The sequence below is a fragment of the Streptomyces nojiriensis genome (genome assembly GCF_017639205.1).
Taxonomy (GTDB): domain Bacteria; phylum Actinomycetota; class Actinomycetes; order Streptomycetales; family Streptomycetaceae; genus Streptomyces; species Streptomyces nojiriensis.
In genome coordinates this window covers 1,808,000-1,827,239 of record NZ_CP071139.1, presented here as the reverse complement: position 1 = coordinate 1,827,239, position 19,240 = coordinate 1,808,000, and the positions used below count along the sequence as shown (strand labels likewise).

Here is a 19,240-nt window from a genome sequence, read left to right as displayed (position 1 = left end):
AACATATCGATCTGGAAAGGGCGTTGAGCCTCCGATGACGGAATCGACCGCTCGTCCCGTGCTGCTTTCTCCCACCCGCCTGGCCGACGTGCGCCGGCGATCCGGCGACTACTGCGACACGACCATCGCCCGGGCGTGCGCCATCGCGCTGGCCTACTGGGCCACGGGACAGAGCCCCGACGGCCTGGAACTCACCCCCGGCACCCTCTTCGCCGACGTCCTCGGCTGGGCGGACAACGGCGGCGGCGCACCGCCCGGCTGGCAGGTCGGGACGGACGGCGCGGTCGGCCAGGACAGTCAGGACAGCCAGGAGGGCCGGCAGGGCCGGAGCATCACCCTCCCGGAAGGCGTCGTACGGGCCGACGCGCAGCTCGCCCTGGACGACCTGGCCGACTTCCCGGACCGGCCCCTCTCCACCGTCGGGCCGTCCGGCATCGCGCAGCGGCTCGCGACCCTGGCCGAATGGAACGACACCGGGGCGGACCGGATCCGCCCGACCATCGTCGAGATGTTCCGCGAGCAGGCCCGCCTGCGGCCGGACGCCGTCGCCGTCGTCGACGAGCACCGCTCGCTGACCTACGGGCAGGCGGCCGAGCTCTCCGCCCAGCTGGCCCACCACCTGATCGAACGCGGCGTCACCGCCGAACAGGTCGTCGCCATCTCCCTGGACCGCTCCGCCGCCATGGTGATCGGCCTGCTCGGCGTGCTCCAGGCGGGAGCCGCGTTCGTACCGCTCGACCCGCAGTGGCCCGCCGCGCGCCGCTCCGTCGTGATCGCCGACGCCCGCGTCGTACTGCAGCTCAACGACTCGGGCGAACACGCCCCGGACGAACCGCCGGCCGTCCCCGTCGACCTCGGCGACTGGCGGTTCGGCTGCTACCCCGGCGAGGGGACCGGCGTCACCGTCCCCGGCGACGCCCTCGCCTATGTGATCTTCACGTCCGGTTCGACCGGCCGGCCCAAGGGCGCGATGATCCGCCACGAGGCCATCAGCGAGCGCCTGCTGTGGCAGGTCGACGAGATCCTGGGCTTCGGCCACGACGACGCGTCCCTGTTCAAGGCGCCGCTGTCCTTCGACATCTCCATCAACGAGATCTTCCTGCCGCTGGTGTGCGGCGGCCGGCTGGTGGTCCTGCGCCCCGGCGGCGAACGCGACCCGCACCACCTGCTGAGCGTGATCGCCGAGCACCGCGTCACCTTCACCTACCTCGTGTCGTCCATGCTGGACGTACTGCTGGAGATCGCGGGCGACTCCGGGGGCCTCGACAGCCTGCGGCACGTGTGGTGCGGCGGCGAGGTGCTGACCCCGGAGCTGTACGAGCGCTTCCGCACCCGGCTCGACATACCCATGTACCACGGCTACGGCCCGGCCGAGACGACCATCGGCGTCTCGCACGTGATCTACCGGGGCGCTGCGGAACGTCTGTCGACATCGATCGGCAAGGCCAACCCCAACACCCAGCTGTACGTGCTGGACGAAGAACTGCGCCCGGTCCCGGTCGGGGTCGGCGGCGAGCTGTACGTCGGAGGGTTCCTGCTCGGGCGCGGATACGTCGGCGCGCCCGGCCTGACCGCCTCCCGGTTCGTCGCGAACCCCTTCGCCACGGACGGGTCCCGGCTGTACCGCACCGGTGACCTCGCCCGCTTCGCCCCCGACGGATCCCTGGACTTCCTCGGCCGCGCCGACAACCAGATCAAGATCCGCGGCATGCGGCTGGAGATCGAGGACGTCGAGGCCGGCCTCGCCGAGCACCCCGCGGTACGCCACACCTGCGTCGTCGCGAAGAAGAACACGGCCGGCGGCACCTACCTCGTGGGCTACGTGATCCCCGCCACCGGGAGCGAGGGCCTGAGCGCCGACGAGGTCAAGGAGTGGGCCACCGGGCACATGGTGGAGTACATGGTGCCCGCCCACATCGTCGTGATGAAGGAGTTCCCGCTCACGGCGAACGGCAAGCTCGACCGGGGTGCGCTGCCGGAGCCCCAGGCCGGCGCGGGTGCGTTCGCCCCGCCCGTCACCGAGAACGAGCGCCTGGTGTGCGCGGCGGTCGCGGCGGTGCTGCGGCGTGACGCGGTCGGCGTCGACCAGGACTTCTTCCGGCTCGGCGGGGACAGCATCCTGGCGATCTCCCTGCTGAGCGCCCTGCGCGAAGCGGGCCTGCACGTCACGGCCCGCCAGATCTTCACCCACAGCGTCGTGGGCGCGCTGGCGGCGGTCGCGGACCGCGAGGCCGCCGCCGTGGACCACGGCGACGTCGCCACCGGTACGGTCGTGGGATCGCCGATCGTGCAGTGGCTCGGCGCGACCACGGACGCCATCGACGGCTTCGTGCAGTCGGTGGTGCTCAACACCCCGGCGAACCTGACGGCCGACGCGCTCGACGCCGTCCTCACCGCCGTGGTCGCACGGCACGACATGCTGCGCGCCAAGTTGGTGCGGGGCGAGCGCTGGAGCTTCGAGATCCCGTCGGCGGACCGCGCCGCGGCGCGCTGGCAGGAGAGCGACCGGCCCCTCGACGAGTGCGTCGCGCTCGCCACCGACGGGCTGGACCCGGCCGGCGGCGTGATGCTGCGCGCCGTCTGGCGCCGCGGGGCGCGCCAGCTGGTCCTCGTCGCCCACCACGTGGTGATCGACGGCGTGTCCTGGCGGATCCTGATGGAGGACCTCTCCACGGCCTGGCGCCGGTACGTCTCGGGCGCGCCCATCGACCTGCCCCCGGTGGGCACGTCGTTCCGGCGCTGGACGCAGCTGCTGGGGCGCGCGGGGTTCGAAGCCGACCGCGCCCACTACCTGCGCGCCCTGCCGGGGGCGGACCTGCCGCTGGGCCGGCGCGCGCTGTCCCCGGCCGACACCGTCGCCCGGGAACGCACGGCGACCTTCCCGGTCGGCCCCGACGTCACGGCCGCGCTGCTGGGCGAGGTCCCCGCCCGGTTCCACGCGGGCGTCAACGACGTGCTGCTGACCGCGCTCGCCGTCACCCTTGCCCGGTGGCGCCGCGACCTCGGCCAGGACCAGACGTTCGCGCACATCGAACTGGAGGGCCACGGACGCGAAGGACGCCACGTGGCGGACTCCGCCGGCTTCGAGCCGGAACTGTCGCGGACCGTCGGCTGGTTCACCACCCTGTTCCCGGTGACCGTCGACCCCGGCCCGGCCGCCGACCTCACGGCTCCCGCCTACCTGGTCGCCGCGCTCAAGGCGGTCAAGGAGGACCTCGCCCGCGTGCCGGGCAACGGCATCTCCTACGGCGCCCTGCGCTACCTGGCCGGCACCGCGTTCGACGCGCCCGCACCCCAGGTGCTGTTCAACTACCTGGGCCGGTTCGACGCGGGTTCCTCCGGGGACTGGGAACTCGCGCACACCACCGGCCAGTTGGGCGAGAAGCGCGACCCCGGGATGCGGCTGCCGCGCGCCCTGGAGTTCAACGCGATCGCCGAACCCGCCGCGGCCGGCGGCGCGTACGAACTGGTCACCACCCTCTCCTGGCCCGACGGGCTGCTCACCGACCGGGACATCGAGACCATCGGCGGGTACTTCCGCGAGGCCCTGGCCGGACTGGCCGCACTGGCCGCACTCGACCTGGCCGCACTCGGTCTGGGCGGCCATTCGCCGAGCGACTTCGGCATGCCCGCGCTCACCCAGGCCGACGTCGACGAGCTGGACGGCCCGGCACTGCGGGACGTCCTGGCGCTGACCCCGCTCCAGGAGGGCCTCTACTTCCACTCGGTGTTCGACGACGACTCCGCGGGCAGCTACGTCGAACAGCAGCTCCTGACCCTGGACGGAGAGGTGGACGCCGACCGGCTCGCGGCGGCGGCCACCCGCCTGCTCACGCTCTTCCCCAACCTGGCCGCACGGTTCACGGCCCTCGCCGACGGCCGCGTGGTCTCCGTACTGGAGGGCGGGGTCCAGGCCCCGTTCACCACCCTGGACCGCCCCGGCACCACCGACGAGGAGATCCGCGAGCACGCCGAGCGCGACCGCCGCGCCGGATTCGACCTGGCGAGCGGCCCGCTGATGCGGTACACGCTGATCCGCACGGGCCCCGCCCGCAGCGTCCTGGTGCAGACCGTGCACCACATCATCGCCGACGGCTGGTCGGTGCCGCCGATGCTCCGCGCGCTGCTGGCCGAGTACCACGCACCGGGGACCGTGCACCCGCTCGGCGGCTTCACCGACTACGTGCGCTGGCTCGCCGAACGCGACGAGGACGAGAGCGACCGGGTGTGGCGCGAACAGCTCGCCGGGCTCCCCGGCCCCTCGCTGGTCGCCGAGGGGCGCACGCCGTCCGACCGGTTCGCCGACACCGCCACCGCGCCGGAGGGGGACCTGGACGAGGCCGCCCGGTCCGCCGGGGTACCGCTCAGCGCGGCCGTGCACAGCGCCTGGGCGGCCACGCTCGGCGGCCTCCTGCACTCCAGGGACGTCGTCTTCGGCTCCACGGTGTCCGGGCGCGACGCGGACGTGCCCGGCATCGCGGACATGGTCGGTCTGTTCATCAACACGATCCCCGTGCGCGCCCGGTGGGCCGCCGCCACCCCGGCGCGCGACCTCCTCGCCTCGGTACGGGACCACCAGAGCGCGGTGCTGGCGCACCAGCACGTCTCACTGGCGCGCATCAGCCGCCTGACCGGGGCCGGCCCGCTCTTCGACACCCTGGTGGTGTTCGACGTGGCGACCGATGTGGCCGACCTGCGCGGACCCGGGGACACGCTCGTCATCAGCGACATCGTGAACGAGGGCGCCCCGCACTACCCGTTGACCCTCGTGGTGGAGCGCGCGCTCGACGGCCGCCCCCGGTTCAACCTGATCTACGACGGCGCGCTCGTGCGGGAGTCGACCGCCCGGACGGTCCTGCACACCTTCACCCGCACCCTCACCGGCCTGCTCACCCGGCCGGACGACCTCGTCGACGAACTGGCCCCCACGGGCCCCCGGACCCCGGCGCCGATCACCCCGACGACGCTGGGCGCGCTGTTCGACGCCGCCGCGCGGCGCGATCCGGCCGCCACCGCCGTCACCCGCTGCGCCCTCGACGGCGGGAGCCGGTCACTGACCTACGGTGAACTGGCCGACGCGAAGGACGAGCTGGCCTCGGCCCTGCGCGCCGCCGGTGTCCGGCCGGGCGAACGGGTCGCCGTCGCCGTACCGCGCTCCTCGGAACAGGTCGTCGCCCTCGTCGCCGTCGTCACCGCGGGCGGTGCGTACGTACCGCTCGACCTCGCGTACCCGGACGGACGCCTGGAGTACATCCTCGCCGACGCGGCTCCGCAGGTCGTGCTCGTGGACCGGGAGCACCGGGAGCGCTTCACGCGGCTGCTGGCCCGGGCGGGCGTACCGGCCCGTGTGCTCGTCCAGGGGGAGCTGCCGGAGCAGGACGCCCGGGTCACCGGGGACGCTGCCGGGCGGGGGCCCGACTGGCACGATCCCGCCTACGTGATCTACACGTCCGGGTCGACCGGCCGGCCCAAGGGCGTCGTCGTCCCGCACTCCAGCGTGGTGACCCTGCTCGCGAACACCCGGCCCGACATGGACTTCGGCCCGCACGACGTGTGGGTCCAGTTCCACTCGTACTCCTTCGACTTCGCGGTCTGGGAGCTGTGGGGCGCGCTGGCGCACGGCGCCGAGCTGCTCGTGCCGGAGTACGCGCTGACCCGCTCACCCGTCGACTTCCACCGCCTGGTGCGCGAGCGCCGGGTGACCGTCCTCAACCAGACCCCGTCGGCCTTCTACCAGTTCATCGAGGCCGACCGGCACGCCGACGAGCCCGTCACCACCCTGCGCCGGATCATCTTCGGGGGCGAGGCACTGGACCCCGGGCGGCTGCGCGGCTGGGTCGAGCGGTACGGTACGGCCTCGCCCGAGCTGGTCAACATGTACGGCATCACCGAGACCACCGTGCACGTCACGCACCGGGTCCTGACCGACGGGGACTTCCGCCCCGGCGCCGACGTCAGCCCGATCGGAGGCCCGATCCCCGGCCTGGTCACCCATCTGCTCGACGACCGGCTCCGGCCGGTCCCGCCGGGCCGGGTGGGCGCCATCTACGTCGCCGGCGACCAGGTCTCCCTCGGCTACCTGGGCCGCCCGTCCCTCACCGCGGGCCGGTTCGTCGCGGACCCGTTCGCGGGCGACGGCTCCCGGATGTACCACACGGGCGACCTCGCCCGCCGTACCCTCGACGGCGAGCTCGAGTTCACCGGCCGCGCCGACGACCAGGTCCAGCTCAAGGGCTTCCGCATCGAACTCGGTGAGGTGGAGTCCGCGATCCGGGAACTCGACGGCGTGGTCGACGCGGCCGTCACCGTGGCCGACAGCGCGGACCACCTGGTCGCGCACGTCGTGGGCGGGGTCCCCCTTGACACTGCCGCCCTCGCCGGCCTGCTGGCCCCGAAGCTGCCCGCCCACATGATCCCCGGCCTGGTCCTGCCCGTCGACGCCCTGCCGCTGACGGTCAACGGCAAACTGGACCGCAAGGCCCTGACCGCACGCGCCGCGTCGCACGACGTACCCCACGACGTACCGGCCGCCGCGGCCGGCTCCACGGCCGGCTACGCGCTCACCGCACTGGTCGACATCTTCACCGAGACCCTCCCCGGCACCGCCGCCGACGGCGACAGCGACTTCTTCCGGGCCGGCGGCGACAGCATCCTCGCCATCACCGTCGTCAACCGGGCCAGGGCCCTGGGACTCGCGATCTCCCCCCGGGACGTGTTCCTGCTCAGGACCCCGCGCGCGCTCGCCGAGCACCTGGCGACGAGCGGTCCGCACCCCGCGGCGCCCGCCGCACCCGCACCCGCCCTCCGTGAGGACGGCCCGCTGACACCGACCCCGATCATCCTGCGCCGGCGCGAACTCGGCGGATCCCTCGCCCGGTTCGCCCAGGCCCGGGCCCTGGTCACGGCCGAGGGCACCGGCCACGCCGACGCCGAGCGCGCCGCGAATGCCGTCGTCGCCGCCCACCCGGCCCTGCGGCTGCGGCTGCGCACCGAGCACGGGGTGTGGGCCCTGCGTACCGAACCCGCCCGCGCGGTCACCGTCGTACGCAGCGACGCGCCCGACGCCACGGCCGCGGCGGACGAAGCCGCCGGACGGCTCGACCCCGAGGCCGGGGACGTCATCGCGTTCACCTGGCTGGACGCCACCCGGACCCTCGTGGTCACCGTGCACCACCTCGCCGTCGACGCCGTCTCCTGGCTGATCCTGCTCGACGACATCGCCACCGCCCTGCGCGGGAACCCGCTCGCGCCGCCGACCACCCCCTACGCCGAGTACGCGCAGGCACTGGCCGACCGGTCGGCCCAGGAGACCGACGGCCTCGGGCACTGGATCACCACCCTCCAGGCACCCCCGCTGCTGCCCGTGGCCGAGCGGCCGCGCGAGACCACGGTGGTCCTCCCGCCCGAGGCCGGCGACCTCGTGACGCGCACCGCGCCCGCCGCACTCGGCGTCGGCCTCACCGAGCTGCTGTGCGGCGCGCTGCGCACCGCGCTGACCCGCATCCAGTCCTCGCCCACCGATCTGGCGATCGAGCTCGAGCGGCACGGCCGGGTCCCGGCCGCGGCACACCACGACTACACCCGTACGGTCGGCTGGTTCACCGCCATCGCCCCGGTGCGCCTCACGGCGCACACCGACCCCGTCGCCGCGGCCCGCGAGGTCGCCGAACGCCAGCCGGACGAGCGCGCGCACGCCGCGTACGGCGGGCTCCGGTACCTCAACCCGCAGACGGCCCCGCTGCTCACCGCCCGCCCGCAGGTCCTGTTCAACTACCTCGGCCGGGGCGCCGAGTCGCAGGCCCTCCACGTCACCGGCGCCGACGAGGGCAGCCCGTACGCCGTCGAGGTCAACGCCTGGACCGACGCGGCCACCGGAAGCCTGCACGCGGTCTTCACCCTCGCCGAGGGCATACCCGACGAGATCACCGGGCACTGGCGCGCCGCCCTGGAACACATCGCGGCCGCCGCCACGACCGCCGAGCGCACGGCCCCGGTCACCCCGCTCCAGCGCGGCCTGTTCTTCCAGGCGCAGCTGGCGGGGCCGGCCGGCCACTACGTCGCGCAGAGCTGGTTCACCTTCGACAGGCGCCTGGACACCGGCGCGCTGGCCGACGCCATGGCCTGGGTGATCGCCCGGCACCCGGTCGTCGGTGCCGGCTTCACCACCGACGACGACGGCAGGGCCGTCCAGGTCCTGGGCGCGGGCCGGCGGGTCGGCGTCCGTACGGTCGACCTCGCGACGGACGCGGAGGTCGACGCCCTGCTCGCCCGTGACCGCGACACGGGATTCGACCCGGGTGAGCCGCCGCTGATCCGCCTGACCGTGGTGCGGCTGCCCGGCGACCGCGACGGCCTGCTGCTCAGCTACCACCTGCTGCTGTGGGACGGCTGGTCCCGCGAGATCGTGCTGCGGGACCTGTTCGACGCCTACGAGGCCGCCGTCGCGGGCGAGCTGACGCCCCCGGCCCCGGCCACGCCCGCCTTCGAGGACCACGCCCGGGCGCTCGACGCCAAGGACCCGGCCGTCTCGGAACGCTTCTGGGCGCGGCACCTGGCCGGTCTCCCCGGCCCGACGCTGCTGGCCGGACCGGCGCCGGCCCTGGTCGACGGCCTGCCGCGCACCCTCGTGCACACCCTCTCCGCCGAAGAGTCGCAGCTGCTGCGGGACGTCGCCCGGACGTACGGCGTCACCCTCAACTCGGTGCTGACCGGAGCGTTCGGGCTCCTGCTGGGCGCCCGCACCGGCCGCGCCGACGCCGTGTTCGGCGTGACCGTCTCCGGCCGCGAGGGCGAGGACCTCTCCGAGGTCGTCGGCGTCCTGCTCAACACCGTCCCCATGTGGACCAGGGCCCGGCCGGACGACACCGTCGGGGACTACCTGACGGCCGTACAGGCGGCCCGGGTCGAGGCGATGGAGCACGAGCACCTCGGGCTCGGCGAGATCCAGCGGGCCGGCGGCCACGACACCCTGTTCGACAACCTGTTCGTCCTCCAGAACTTCCTGGACATGGACGCGTTCGCCGAGATGAACACCCGGCACGGCATCACCGCGGTCCGGGCCGACGACTCCACGCACTACCCGTTCACCTGGGTCGTCACCCCCGGCGACCGGCTCACCGTCAAACTGGAGTACCGCGACCACGACACCGGGGCCGCGCGAGGGCTCCTCGACGACTACGTGGACCTGCTCGGGAACCTGGCCCGCGCCACCGGGCCGCTGGGCGCGCTGCCCGGCGCGGGGCCCCGGCCGGTGCCCGCCGCGCGCACGGCGGTCGGTACGGACACCGTCGTCGACCGGTTCGACCTGGCGGCCGACCGCGATCCCCGGCGGGTCGCGCTCGTCGCCCGCGGCCGGACCATGACCTTCGAGCGGCTCCGCGACCGCAGCCGGGAGCTGGCGGGCGTGCTCGCCGCACGCGGCATCGGACCCGGGACGACGGTGGCCCTCGCCGTCCCGCGCTCCCTCGACTCGATCGTCGCCCTGTTCGCCGTACTGCGCGCGGGCGCCGCCTACGTCCCGCTGGAGCTCGACCACCCCGACGAGCGGATCGCCGCCATCGTCGCGGACGCCCGCCCGGACGTGACCCTCACCGTCAGCGCCGTCTCGCCCCGGCTGACCGGCGCCCTGATCGAACTGGACCGGCCCCTGCCCGAGGCCGAGCCGGTCGTGACCTTCGCCCCCGACGACCCGGACCGCCTGCGCCACCCCGCGTACACGATCTACACCTCCGGATCCACCGGCAGGCCGAAGGGCGTGGTCACCGAGTACGCCGGACTCACCAACATGCTGATCAACCACCAGCGCCGGATCTTCGAGCCGGTACTGGCGGACCACGGCCACCGGGTCTTCCGCATCGCCCACACCGTGTCCTTCGCCTTCGACATGTCGTGGGAGGAACTGCTCTGGCTCGCCGACGGCCACGAGGTGCACATCTGCGACGAGGAACTGCGCCGCGACGCCCCCCGTCTGGTCGAGTACTGCCTGGAGCACGGGATCGACGTCATCAACGTGACCCCGACCTACGCGCAGCAGCTGGTGGCCGAAGGCCTGCTCGACCACCCCCAGCGGCGGCCGGCCCTGGTGCTGCTGGGCGGCGAGGCCGTCACCCCGACCCTGTGGCAGCGGCTCGCAGAGACCGAGGGCACGGCCGGTTACAACCTCTACGGACCCACCGAGTACACCATCAACACCCTGGGCGTCGGCACCTTCGAATGCCAGGACCCGGTGGTGGGCGTGGCCATCGACAACACGGACGTGTACGTCCTGGACCCGTGGCTGCGGCCGCTGCCGGACGGAGTCCCCGGCGAGCTGTACGTGGCGGGCATCGGCATCGCGCGCGGCTACCTCGGGCAGCCCGCCCAGACCGCGGACCGGTTCGTCGCCTGCCCCTTCGGCGCGCCCGGCGAACGCATGTACCGCACCGGAGACCTGGTGGCGCGACGGCCCGACGGGAACCTGGTGTACCTGGGCCGCACCGACCAGCAGGTCAAGATCCGCGGACACCGCGTCGAACCGGGCGAGGTGGAGGCCGCGTTCGCCGCGCACCCGGCGGTGCGGTTCACCGCCGCGGTCGCCCAGCCCGACCCGCAGGTCGACGGCGCGTACCGGCTGGCCGCCTACCTCGTGCTCGACGGCTCCGACCTGGCGGCGGTCGCCGCCGAGGTGGGCGCCGGGCTGCCGGACTTCCTGCGCCCGACGCACTACGCCCGGGTCGACCGCATCCCGCTGACCGTGAACGGGAAGGCCGACACCAAGGCGTTGCCGGAGGCCAAGCCGCTCGGCACGCTGACCACGGCGGGCGAGCGCGGACCGGAGACCGGGACCGAGACCGTCGTGTGCGAGTTCTTCGCCGAAGCACTCGACCTGGACGACGACGAGGTGAGCGCGTTGAGCGATTTCGTGTCCCTGGGAGGGCACTCCATGCTGGCGGTGCGGCTGATCGGCCTGCTCCGCCGGGAGTACGGTCCTGTGATCACGGTCCGTGATCTGTTCACGCTGCGAACCCCGGAAATGATTGCCCGTCACCTCGATGAAAACTCCTGACACGCGGCGGCCCCGACCGGGGTCCGACATCCTCAAGACCGCCCTTCGCCGCAACATCGGCGCCATGACCTGGGGCACCGTCCTCATGGGCCTGTACCAGGCCGGTGAGACCGCCTTCCCCATCGCGCTCGGCCTGATCGTCGAGCACACGATGCAGGACCGCAGCCCCGGTGCGCTCGCCCTGTCGATCGGCGCGCTGGCCGTGATCATCACGACCGTGTCGCTGTCGTGGCGGTTCGGCATGCGCATCCTGCAGCAGGCCAACACGACCGAGGCGCACCGCTGGCGGGTGCAGGTCGCGGACTGCGGGCTGGAGCCGGTGGCCAGGGACGCCGGCCTCAAGTCCGGCGAGGTGCTGACCATCGCCACCGAGGACGCCGACCAGACGGCCGACATCATCGAGGTGGTGCCGCTGCTGATCAGCTCACTGGTCGCCGTGCTGGTCGCGGCGGTCGCGCTGGGACTGGCCGACATCCGGCTCGGCCTGCTGGTGATCGTGGGCACCGCCCTGATCCTCTCCGTCCTGAGCGTGATGTCCCGGCGGATCGGCTCCAGCACCCGCGAACAGCAGGCCCGGGTGGCCCGGGCGGGCGCGAAGGTGGCCGACCTGATCACCGGCCTGCGCCCGCTGCACGGCTTCGGCGGCAACCACGCGGCCTTCCGGTCGTACCGGAAGGTCAGTACCGAGGCCAAGCACCAGGCGATCACCGTGGCCGGGGTGAACGGCGCCTACGCGGGCACCGCGACGGCCCTCAACGCGGCGCTCGCCGCCGGTGTGACCCTGACGGCCGGCTGGCTGGCCTTCGACGGCCGCATCACCGTCGGGGAACTCGTCATGGCCGTGGGGCTCGCCCAGTTCATCATGGAACCGCTGAAGCTGTTCTCGGACATGCCCAAGTACGTGATGATGGCCCGCGCTTCGGCCGAGCGCATGGCGCTGGTGCTGGCCGCGCCCCCGACGGCCGCGCACGGGCCGGAGCGCCCGGCCGCCGGCGGCGGCCTGGAGCTCGACTGCGTCCGGTACGGGGCCCTGCGCGCCCTGAAGTTCCAGGTGCCGGCGGGCGAGTTCGTGGCGATCGCCGCCTACCAGCCACGCGCGGCGGCCGACCTGGCCGCGGTCCTGGCGGTGAAGGTGCTGCCGCACGCGTACGAAGGAGTGGTGCGGGTCAGCGGGGAGGAGCTCGCCGCCCTGTCGATCGAGGCGGTCCGCGAGCACATGCTGGTGAACCCGTACGACGGAGAGATCTTCGCGGGCACCCTCCGTACGAACATCGACCCGTCGGGCACCAGCCGCACCGTCGCCGAGGCCGTCGAGGCGTCCATGCTGACCGACGTCGTCGCCCTCCACCGCGAAGGACTCGACCACGGCGTCCGCGACCGCGGCGCGAACCTCTCCGGCGGACAGCGCCAACGGCTGTCCCTGGCCCGCGCCCTGGCGGCCGACGCCGACATCCTCGTCCTGCACGATCCGACCACGGCCGTGGACGCGGTCACCGAGCAGCTCATCGCACGCAACATCGCGAAGCTGCGCCGGGGCCGCACCACCGTCGTGATCACCAGCAGCCCGGCCCTCCTGGACGCCGCCGACCGTGTGCTCGTCCTGGACGAGGGGGTCATCACGGCCGAGGGCACCCACCGCAACCTCCTCGCCGGGGACGAGGAGTACGGCCTGGCGGTGGCCCGCTGACCTGACGCGACCGTGCCTAGGCCGTCTCTTCCGGATCTTGCCGGGCCCGGCCCGCCCGGCACCGCACCTGGCCGCGTTGTCGGGGCGCCCGAGTACGTCCAGTACACGGGCGTCCCTCCGCCTTGCCATGCTTCCCCTCGGCCCTGGCGGGCCTGGGGAGGCCCCATGGCACCGGACGACCCGGGCTCGGCCGACAAGATCCGGAAGAGACGGCCTAGCCGAGCGCCCAGGCCACGTCCCGGAGCAGGGCCTGGCGCCAGCCCGCACGGTCGTGGCCCGACGCCGACCGGGAGGTCCGCACGGTCGCGCCGGCCCGCTCGGCCAGGGTCTCGACCAGCTCGCAGTGGGGCAGCATCCGCGTCTCGTGTTCCCCCACGTCGAAGGCGATCCGCAGGCCGGACAGGTCGGGGCGCTCGCGCAGGCGTGCGGCGACGGAGCCGCCGACCGGGCCGCCGAGGGGGTCCGCCGACCGCACGGCGCCGGGTGTCCACCACAGCGAGGCCGACTGGCAGGCGACCCGGGACACCAGGTCCGGGAACTCCAGGGCCGCGTACACCGCGCTCAGCCCGCCCAGGCTCTGTCCGGCGACCACCAGGCGGTCCCCGTCCACGGGTACGCCGGACTCCCCGACCAGCGGCAGCAGTTCGTCCCGGACCGCCTCCCACAGCTCCGGCCGGCACCCGAACTCGGCCTCCCGGTCCCTCGTCGGCAGGAAGACGAGGGTGACGGGGGGCATCTCGCCGCCGGCGACGGCGGAGTCGAATGCGGTCATGGCCGGGTGCAGGTACAGCCAGTCGTCCCCGTCCAGCAGCAGCACCACGGGCCCGCCGCCGCCCGCCGGGTGGACCCGTACGGTCCGCCGCCCGCCGAGCCGCTCGCTGGCCCAGCGGACCCGGGTCCGGGGGAGGGGCAGTACATCGTCGGCGTCGGCCCGGAACGCGGGCCAGTGCGGCTGGGCCGGAGCGTCCGGGGTGGCGGCGACGGACCGGTCACCGCCTGCCCCCTCCGGGTTGAACGGGTCGGCGTACGCGGTCTCGCCCACGAGGAACCGGTACGTCACCCGCAGCCGCGCGGGCATCCGGACCTCGGCGTACCAGCAGTCCGTACCACCCCAGCGGCGCAGGGCGAGCTCCGGCGACCAGCTCTCGAAGCCGATCCGGGCCGCGGCGCCCCGCCACAGGAACAGGGTCGTCCAGCCGCCGCCGTCGGCGGGCACCGATCTGGGCCCCGCGGCCGCCGCCCAGAACTCCTCGGACCCCGGCTCACCGGGCAGCCCGTATGCGGCGAAGACGGTGTCCGAAAGCATCAAGTCTCCTGGCGGCAGCGGAAGTTAGGTAAACCTAATTTTATAGCGTACCGGTGGGGTCCGGGAGAGGATGACGACCTCGACCACGGGAAGGGGCATCGTGCGGACGGTGTTGTCGGCGGGTCGGATGGTGGCGGGTCCGGGAGGCCGGGTGGTCCCGGACGGGGCCGTCCTGTGCGACGGGGGCCTGATCGTGGCGGTCGGGCCGCGCGCGGAGGTCGAGGCGCAGGCCGGGCCCGGGGTTCCCCGACTGGCCTTCCCCGAGGGCACCTTGCTCCCGGGCCTGATCGACTCCCACGTCCATCTCGCGCTCGACGCCGGCCCCGACCCCGTGGCCGGCCTCCAGGCCGCCTCGGACGCCGAGCTCCACGCCGCGATGGCCGACCGGGCCGGCAGGTTGCTCGCCTGATCGTCGCGGAGGCGCGGAGCCTCGGGCTGCCGGTGGCCGTCCACGCGCACGGGACCGAGGGCATCGCCGCCGCCGTGGCCGCCGGGGTCGACGGCATCGAGCACTGCACGTGGATGGGGCGGACGGGGTTCGACGTACGGGAGGACGTGGTCGACGCCATCGCGGCGCGCGGCATCGCCGTCTGCCCTGCGGCGAGCCCCGATTGGCGGGGATTCGCCGAGCGGTTCGGCCGTGAGCGGGCCGAGGAGATGTTCGGACGGCTCCGCTGGATGGCGGAGCGCGGCGTACGGCTGCTGCCCGGGACGGACGCGGGCGTCCCGCACGCCGTCTTCGACGCCTTCGTCTCCAGTCTGGAGTTCTTCGAGCACATCGGGCTGGATCCGGCCGAGGTCGTCGACCTGGCCACGACGGGCGCGGCACGGGCCCTGGGGATCGGCGGCGACACCGGCCGGCCGGCGGCCGGGCTCCGGGCCGATCTGCTGGTGGTGGACGGGGATCCGCTCGCCGACCTCGCCGCGCTGCGTTCGGTCCGGCTGGTCGTGGCCGGCGGGCGGGTGGTCAGCCGGCTGCCGGGGGCCTCCTGAGCAGGGGGACCAGGGGGAGCGGGGGCGTACCGGTCGCCGGGACGCGTTCCAGGACACCGCCCGCGAAGACGTCGTAGAGCGGCAGCGTCTCCAGGTGGACGTAGCCGATGTGGCAGTCGCAGGTGGCCAGCGGGCACGGACGCGGGCCGAGCGCGGTCCGGTAGGAGTCGTCGTAGAGGTTGCCGAGCTCGGCGCGGACGAAGTGGCAGCGGCGGACCGTGCCGTCGCCGTCCACCGAGACCACCGACTCGCCGGTGCGGCACGGCAGTCCGGCGGAACGGTGCGGGTGCCGGCTGTACGGGAACAGCGGGTCGAGGGCGGTCCACGTGTCGGCCTCGGCGTCGGTGTAGGTGTGGCCGTCGGCCGCGTTCACCCACAGGTACACGTGGGCGGGCAGCGCGGCGCGCAGCCTGCGGGCGTGCTCCAGGTTCTCGGGGAGCCCGACGATGCCGACGCTGTGGCGGATGCCCCGGCCGGCGAGGTCGCGCAGCTTGCCCAGGAAGCGGTCGAACGGGGTCTGCCCGGGGTGGTAGGTGCACCACAGGGCGAGCGTGGCGGGGTCGGCCTCGGCGAGCCAGTCCGTGCGGCAGCTGAGGTTGGTCTGGATGGCGACGCGGTCGACGTGCGGCTGGTGCGAGAGGTCGACGAGGGCGCGGCGGTACCAGGAGCGGACGAGCCCCTCGCCCCACGGGGTGAACAGCAGGGAGAGCCGGTCCTCCCCGGCCCGGGAGCGCGCCCAGCCGGTGAACCGCTCGAGGGCGGCCCGGTCGGCGCGCAGCTGGGCCGTGGTGTCGCGCCGCTTGGCGAAGGGGCAGTACGGGCAGTCGTAGTCGCAGGAGGCGAGCGGGCCGCGGTAGAGCAGGGTGAGGTCCACGGCGGCTACTTGGCCTCGTAGGCGGCCATGGCGGCCCGTACGGCCGGTGAGAACAGCTCGGGGCCGAGCGCGTCGGAGTGGGCCAGGCCCTCGGGGGTGAGGCGCAGGAGCGGGCCCGTGCCGTCCTGGTCGAGCCAGCCGCGGGCGGCGAACGCGGCCAGTTCGGCGGGGAAGTCCTCGTGCGGATCGGCGCCGAACCGCTCCCGGTAGTCGGCGACCGGCATGCCCTGCGCCTGGAGCAGCGACTGGAGGAGGTGGCGGCGGCGCGCCTCGTCGCCGTTGGTGGGCCGGCCGTGGACGGCGCGGGTGAAGTCGTCGGTGGCGGTGTAGTCGTCGATGATCCCGCGGATCTCGCCCATGTCGACGGCGTAGTCGAACGAATAGTGCAGCGCGGAGGTGTAGGAACGGGCGCCGCAGCCGAGGCCGATCATGCCGTCCGTCTGGCAGGCGTGGTCGTCCGGGCCCTGGGGCGCCGTACCGGCCAGCCGGAACATGCGCATCGACACCTGCTCGTAGCCGTGCGCGAGGAGGTGGTCGCGGCCCTGCCGGTAGAGGCTCAGACGCTGCTCGTCCCAGGCCCGGTCGGTCAGCGCGGTGCGCCGGGCGAGTCCGGTGAGGGGGCGGACGTACAGGGGGTACAGGTAGAGCTCCTCGGGGCGCCAGGCCAGGGCGGCGTCCAGGGAGGTGCGCCAGGTGGCGGGGGTCTGGCCGTCGATGCCGTAGATGAGGTCGATGTTGAGGACGGGGACGCGGGCGTCGCGGATGCGGCCGAGCGCCGCCTCGACATCGGCGCGGCGCTGGGGGCGCACGGCCGCCCGGGCCTCCTCGGCGACGAAGCTCTGGACGCCGATGCTGACGCGGGTGGCGCCGCGCTCGGCGAGGACGGCGAGCCGGTCGGCGGTGGCGGTGGCGGGGGACGTCTCCACGGACAGCGGGACGGCGCGCAGGTCGGCTCCCATCCGCTGCTCGGCGATGTCGCAGAGCCGTTCCAGTTCGGGGGCCGTCAGGAAGGTGGGCGTCCCGCCGCCGAAGGCGGCGTTGGCGAAGGAGACCGGGCCGTCGTCGCCGAGGGCGTCGCGGACGGCGGTGGCCTGGCGCTCCAGGGCGTCGAGGTAGCGGCCGGTGAGCCCGTCGGGGGCGCCGATGCGGGTGAACAGGTTGCAGAAGCCGCAGCGGACCTCGCAGAAGGGTATGTGGAGGTAGAGGGAGAGGGCGTCCTTGCGTTCGCCGTGCCACAGGTCCCGCAGGGCGGGCGGCTCGGGCAGCGGCCGGTAGGCGGTCTTGTGGGGGTAGGCGTACACGTAGGCGCTGTACGGGCGGCCCGGCGGCGGGGTGGGCGCGAGCGGGGCGGGTGCGGGGGCGCTCATGCGGACGGCTCCAGGAAGAAGTGGGCGTACGGCACGGTCCAGACGGCCTCGTGGGCGAGGCGGTGGCCGGTGTAGCCGCCGTCGCCGTAGGTGGTGCCGTGGTCGGAGCAGACGATCGCGAAGCAGCGGCGGCGGGAGCTCATGGCGGTCAGGAGCCGGCCGATGTGCCGGTCGATGTATTCGAGGGCGGCGGCGTGGGTGGCGCGCGTGTCGCCCGCTTCGGCGGTGGCGCCGGCGAGGTGGAACCAGTTGGGCTGGTGCAGCGCGGAGGCGTTGACGAAGAGGAACAGCCTCTGGTCGGCGGGGAGCGCGGCCACGACCTGTTCGGCCCGCTCGACCTGTGCCTCGAAGGAGGTCGGTGACGCGACCCCGAAGGCCGGTTCCCAGTGGCTCTCCTGGAACATGCCGGGGAGCACGTCGCCCAGCGCGCCCTGCTTGTTGAAGAAGCCGACGCCACCGACGCACACCGTGCGGTATCCGGCCGCGGCGAGGCCCGACACCAGGTCGGGAGTGTCGAAGACGTACGTGCGGCCGGCGGTGCTCTCGCTGCCCGCGAAGCGGGCGGCGAACAGCCGGGGGTGCGGGCCGGGCCGGGCGGGGGTGGGCAGGAAGCCGGCGAACATCGCCTGATGGGAGGCGTAGGTGAAGCTGCCGGGGGCGTGCCGCTCCTCCCAGACGCCCCCGGGCAGGTGCCGGGCCAGGTTCGGAATGCGTCCGGCGGCGGCCAGTTCGACGGCGACGTCGTGGCGCAGGGTGTCCAGGGTGAGCAGGAGCAGGTCGTCGCGGCCGACGACCTCGTTCATGTCGGGGAGCGGGGGCGGGGGCGCGGGGGTCTCAGGCGGGTGCACGGTGGTTCCTCGTGGGGTGGTGCTGTACGTGTCTTCGGATGGCGGCGGCCACTTGCGCGGCATAGGTGTCCTGGCCCTCGGCGCCGCTGCCGGGCAGTCCGGTCAGGCCCGGCAGGAGGTCGCCGAAGGCGTTGACCTCGGCGACGGCGAACCGGCGCCAGCCGACGGCGGGCAGCAGGTCGACACCGACGCACAGGGTGCCCGGGAAGCAGGCCGCGGCCCGCTCGCAGGTCCGCAGGGCCTCGGCCCAGGCGGGGCCCGCGGCCCGGACGGCGGCGGCGAGGTCGCCGCGCCGCCCGCCGAGATGGAGGTTGGTCATGGGGGTCCGGCTGGTGCGGACCACGGCGTGGGTGGCCCGGCCGGCCACCACGACCACGCGCAGGTCGGCCGACCCGTCCCCGAGGGAGGCCTTGGGCCACCACCGTTCGAGGTGGAGTCCGTCGGGGGCGAGGGCGTCGACCAGCGCGGCGACCTCCGGCTCGCGCGTGAGGCGCCGTACCCGCAGCGAGTTGTGCAGCCGGCCGCCCTGCGCGCTCTCCACGGAGGTGGTCGCCCGGATCCGGCCCCCGCCGGCCGTCTCGACGGCGACGACACCGGAAGCCGAGGAGCCGTGGGCCGGCTTCAGGAACACCCGCGGCATGCCGTGCGCGGCCATGAGGGCCCGTACGTCGTCCCAGCCGCGCACCGGAGCCTTGCCGCCGGAGGTCGGCGACCGCGGAACGGGGACCCCGGCGTGGGCGAGGGCCTCGTGGCAGAGCCGCTTGTCGAAGAGGACGGCCAGCTCGTCCGGGTCGTCGAGGCGCCGGCCGCCGGTCAGCGTCCGGACGGCCGCCGTGAAGGCGGCGTACCAGCGGGCCCCGCCCTCCACCCGGGTGGGGTCACCGGCGCCGCGCAGGAGCCGGTCGACCTCGGCGTTCTCCCCGGGCGACTCGATCCGTACGATCTCGTCGGCGGCGAAGGCGGCGCCGCCCCCGCGCAGGACGTCCGTCCAGGGCACGATGCGCGGAGCGGGCAGCCCGGCATCGCGCACCGCCCCGGAGAACAGGGCGACGCGCCGGTTCTCCGGGTTGCCGACGACCGCCCAGCGCGGCGGTGGTGCGTGGTCCGTCATGGCCCGTGCG

At 74.2% G+C, this 19,240-nt stretch carries 9 protein-coding genes; 4 read left to right on the top strand and 5 right to left on the bottom strand.

The annotated features are described in order from the left end of the window. Nucleotides 1-34: 34 nt before the first annotated feature. Nucleotides 35-11,044 (top strand): non-ribosomal peptide synthetase, encoded by an 11,010-nt coding sequence (locus JYK04_RS08555; RefSeq protein WP_189734537.1) that lies wholly within the window; start codon nt 35-37, stop codon nt 11,042-11,044. After that, on the top strand, nt 11,031-12,731 hold the full coding sequence (locus tag JYK04_RS08550) for an ABC transporter transmembrane domain-containing protein (RefSeq protein WP_189734535.1): 1,701 nt from the start codon (nt 11,031-11,033) through the stop codon (nt 12,729-12,731). The genes JYK04_RS08555 and JYK04_RS08550 overlap by 14 nt, the downstream gene beginning before the upstream one ends. Nucleotides 12,732-12,945: 214 nt before the next feature. Here the strand turns inward: JYK04_RS08550 and JYK04_RS08545 are convergent, their stop codons facing one another. Beyond that, a complete protein-coding gene (locus tag JYK04_RS08545) occupies nt 12,946-14,037 on the bottom strand; it encodes an alpha/beta hydrolase-fold protein (RefSeq protein ID WP_189734533.1) in 1,092 nt (363 codons plus the stop codon). A 70-nt stretch (nt 14,038-14,107) separates the two neighbouring features. On the opposite strand from JYK04_RS08545, the gene JYK04_RS42130 reads away from it, so the two are divergent. Both JYK04_RS42130 and JYK04_RS42125 read left to right on the top strand, forming a co-directional pair. Further along, nucleotides 14,108-14,446 (top strand): imidazolonepropionase-like domain-containing protein, encoded by a 339-nt coding sequence (locus tag JYK04_RS42130; protein ID WP_308444766.1) that lies wholly within the window; start codon nt 14,108-14,110, stop codon nt 14,444-14,446. 32 nt (nt 14,447-14,478) lie between these two features. After that, complete coding sequence (locus JYK04_RS42125; RefSeq protein ID WP_308430997.1) at nt 14,479-15,030, top strand: amidohydrolase family protein; 552 nt, start codon at nt 14,479-14,481, stop codon at nt 15,028-15,030. Here the strand turns inward: JYK04_RS42125 and JYK04_RS08535 are convergent. From JYK04_RS08535 to JYK04_RS08520, 4 genes are read right to left on the bottom strand one after another with little or no spacing between them, the layout of a single operon-like run. Beyond that, nucleotides 15,005-15,904, bottom strand: a complete 900-nt coding sequence (locus JYK04_RS08535; protein ID WP_189734531.1) for an STM4011 family radical SAM protein — start codon at nt 15,902-15,904, stop codon at nt 15,005-15,007. The genes JYK04_RS42125 and JYK04_RS08535 overlap by 26 nt on opposite strands. Nucleotides 15,905-15,909: 5 nt before the next feature. Further along, entirely contained in the window at nt 15,910-17,271 is a 1,362-nt protein-coding gene (locus JYK04_RS08530) for an STM4012 family radical SAM protein (protein ID WP_189734529.1), read from the bottom strand. After that, nucleotides 17,268-18,074, bottom strand: a complete 807-nt coding sequence (locus JYK04_RS08525) for an STM4013/SEN3800 family hydrolase (protein WP_189734788.1) — start codon at nt 18,072-18,074, stop codon at nt 17,268-17,270. Before JYK04_RS08525 ends, JYK04_RS08530 begins: the two co-directional genes overlap by 4 nt. Before the next feature lie 31 nt (nt 18,075-18,105). Further along, a complete protein-coding gene (locus tag JYK04_RS08520; RefSeq protein WP_189734527.1) occupies nt 18,106-19,230 on the bottom strand; it encodes an STM4014 family protein in 1,125 nt (374 codons plus the stop codon). Nucleotides 19,231-19,240 lie beyond the last annotated feature (10 nt).

Coding starts and splice junctions, on each gene's coding strand:
- JYK04_RS08550 (WP_189734535.1), top strand. CDS start 11,031: ATGAAAACTCCTGACACGCGGCGGCCCCGACCGGGGTCCGACATCCTC.
- JYK04_RS08525 (WP_189734788.1), bottom strand. CDS start 18,074: ATGAACGAGGTCGTCGGCCGCGACGACCTGCTCCTGCTCACCCTGGAC.
- JYK04_RS08545 (WP_189734533.1), bottom strand. CDS start 14,037: ATGCTTTCGGACACCGTCTTCGCCGCATACGGGCTGCCCGGTGAGCCG.
- JYK04_RS08555 (WP_189734537.1), top strand. CDS start 35: ATGACGGAATCGACCGCTCGTCCCGTGCTGCTTTCTCCCACCCGCCTG.
- JYK04_RS08520 (WP_189734527.1), bottom strand. CDS start 19,230: ATGACGGACCACGCACCACCGCCGCGCTGGGCGGTCGTCGGCAACCCG.
- JYK04_RS08530 (WP_189734529.1), bottom strand. CDS start 17,271: ATGAGCGCCCCCGCACCCGCCCCGCTCGCGCCCACCCCGCCGCCGGGC.
- JYK04_RS42130 (WP_308444766.1), top strand. CDS start 14,108: ATGACGACCTCGACCACGGGAAGGGGCATCGTGCGGACGGTGTTGTCG.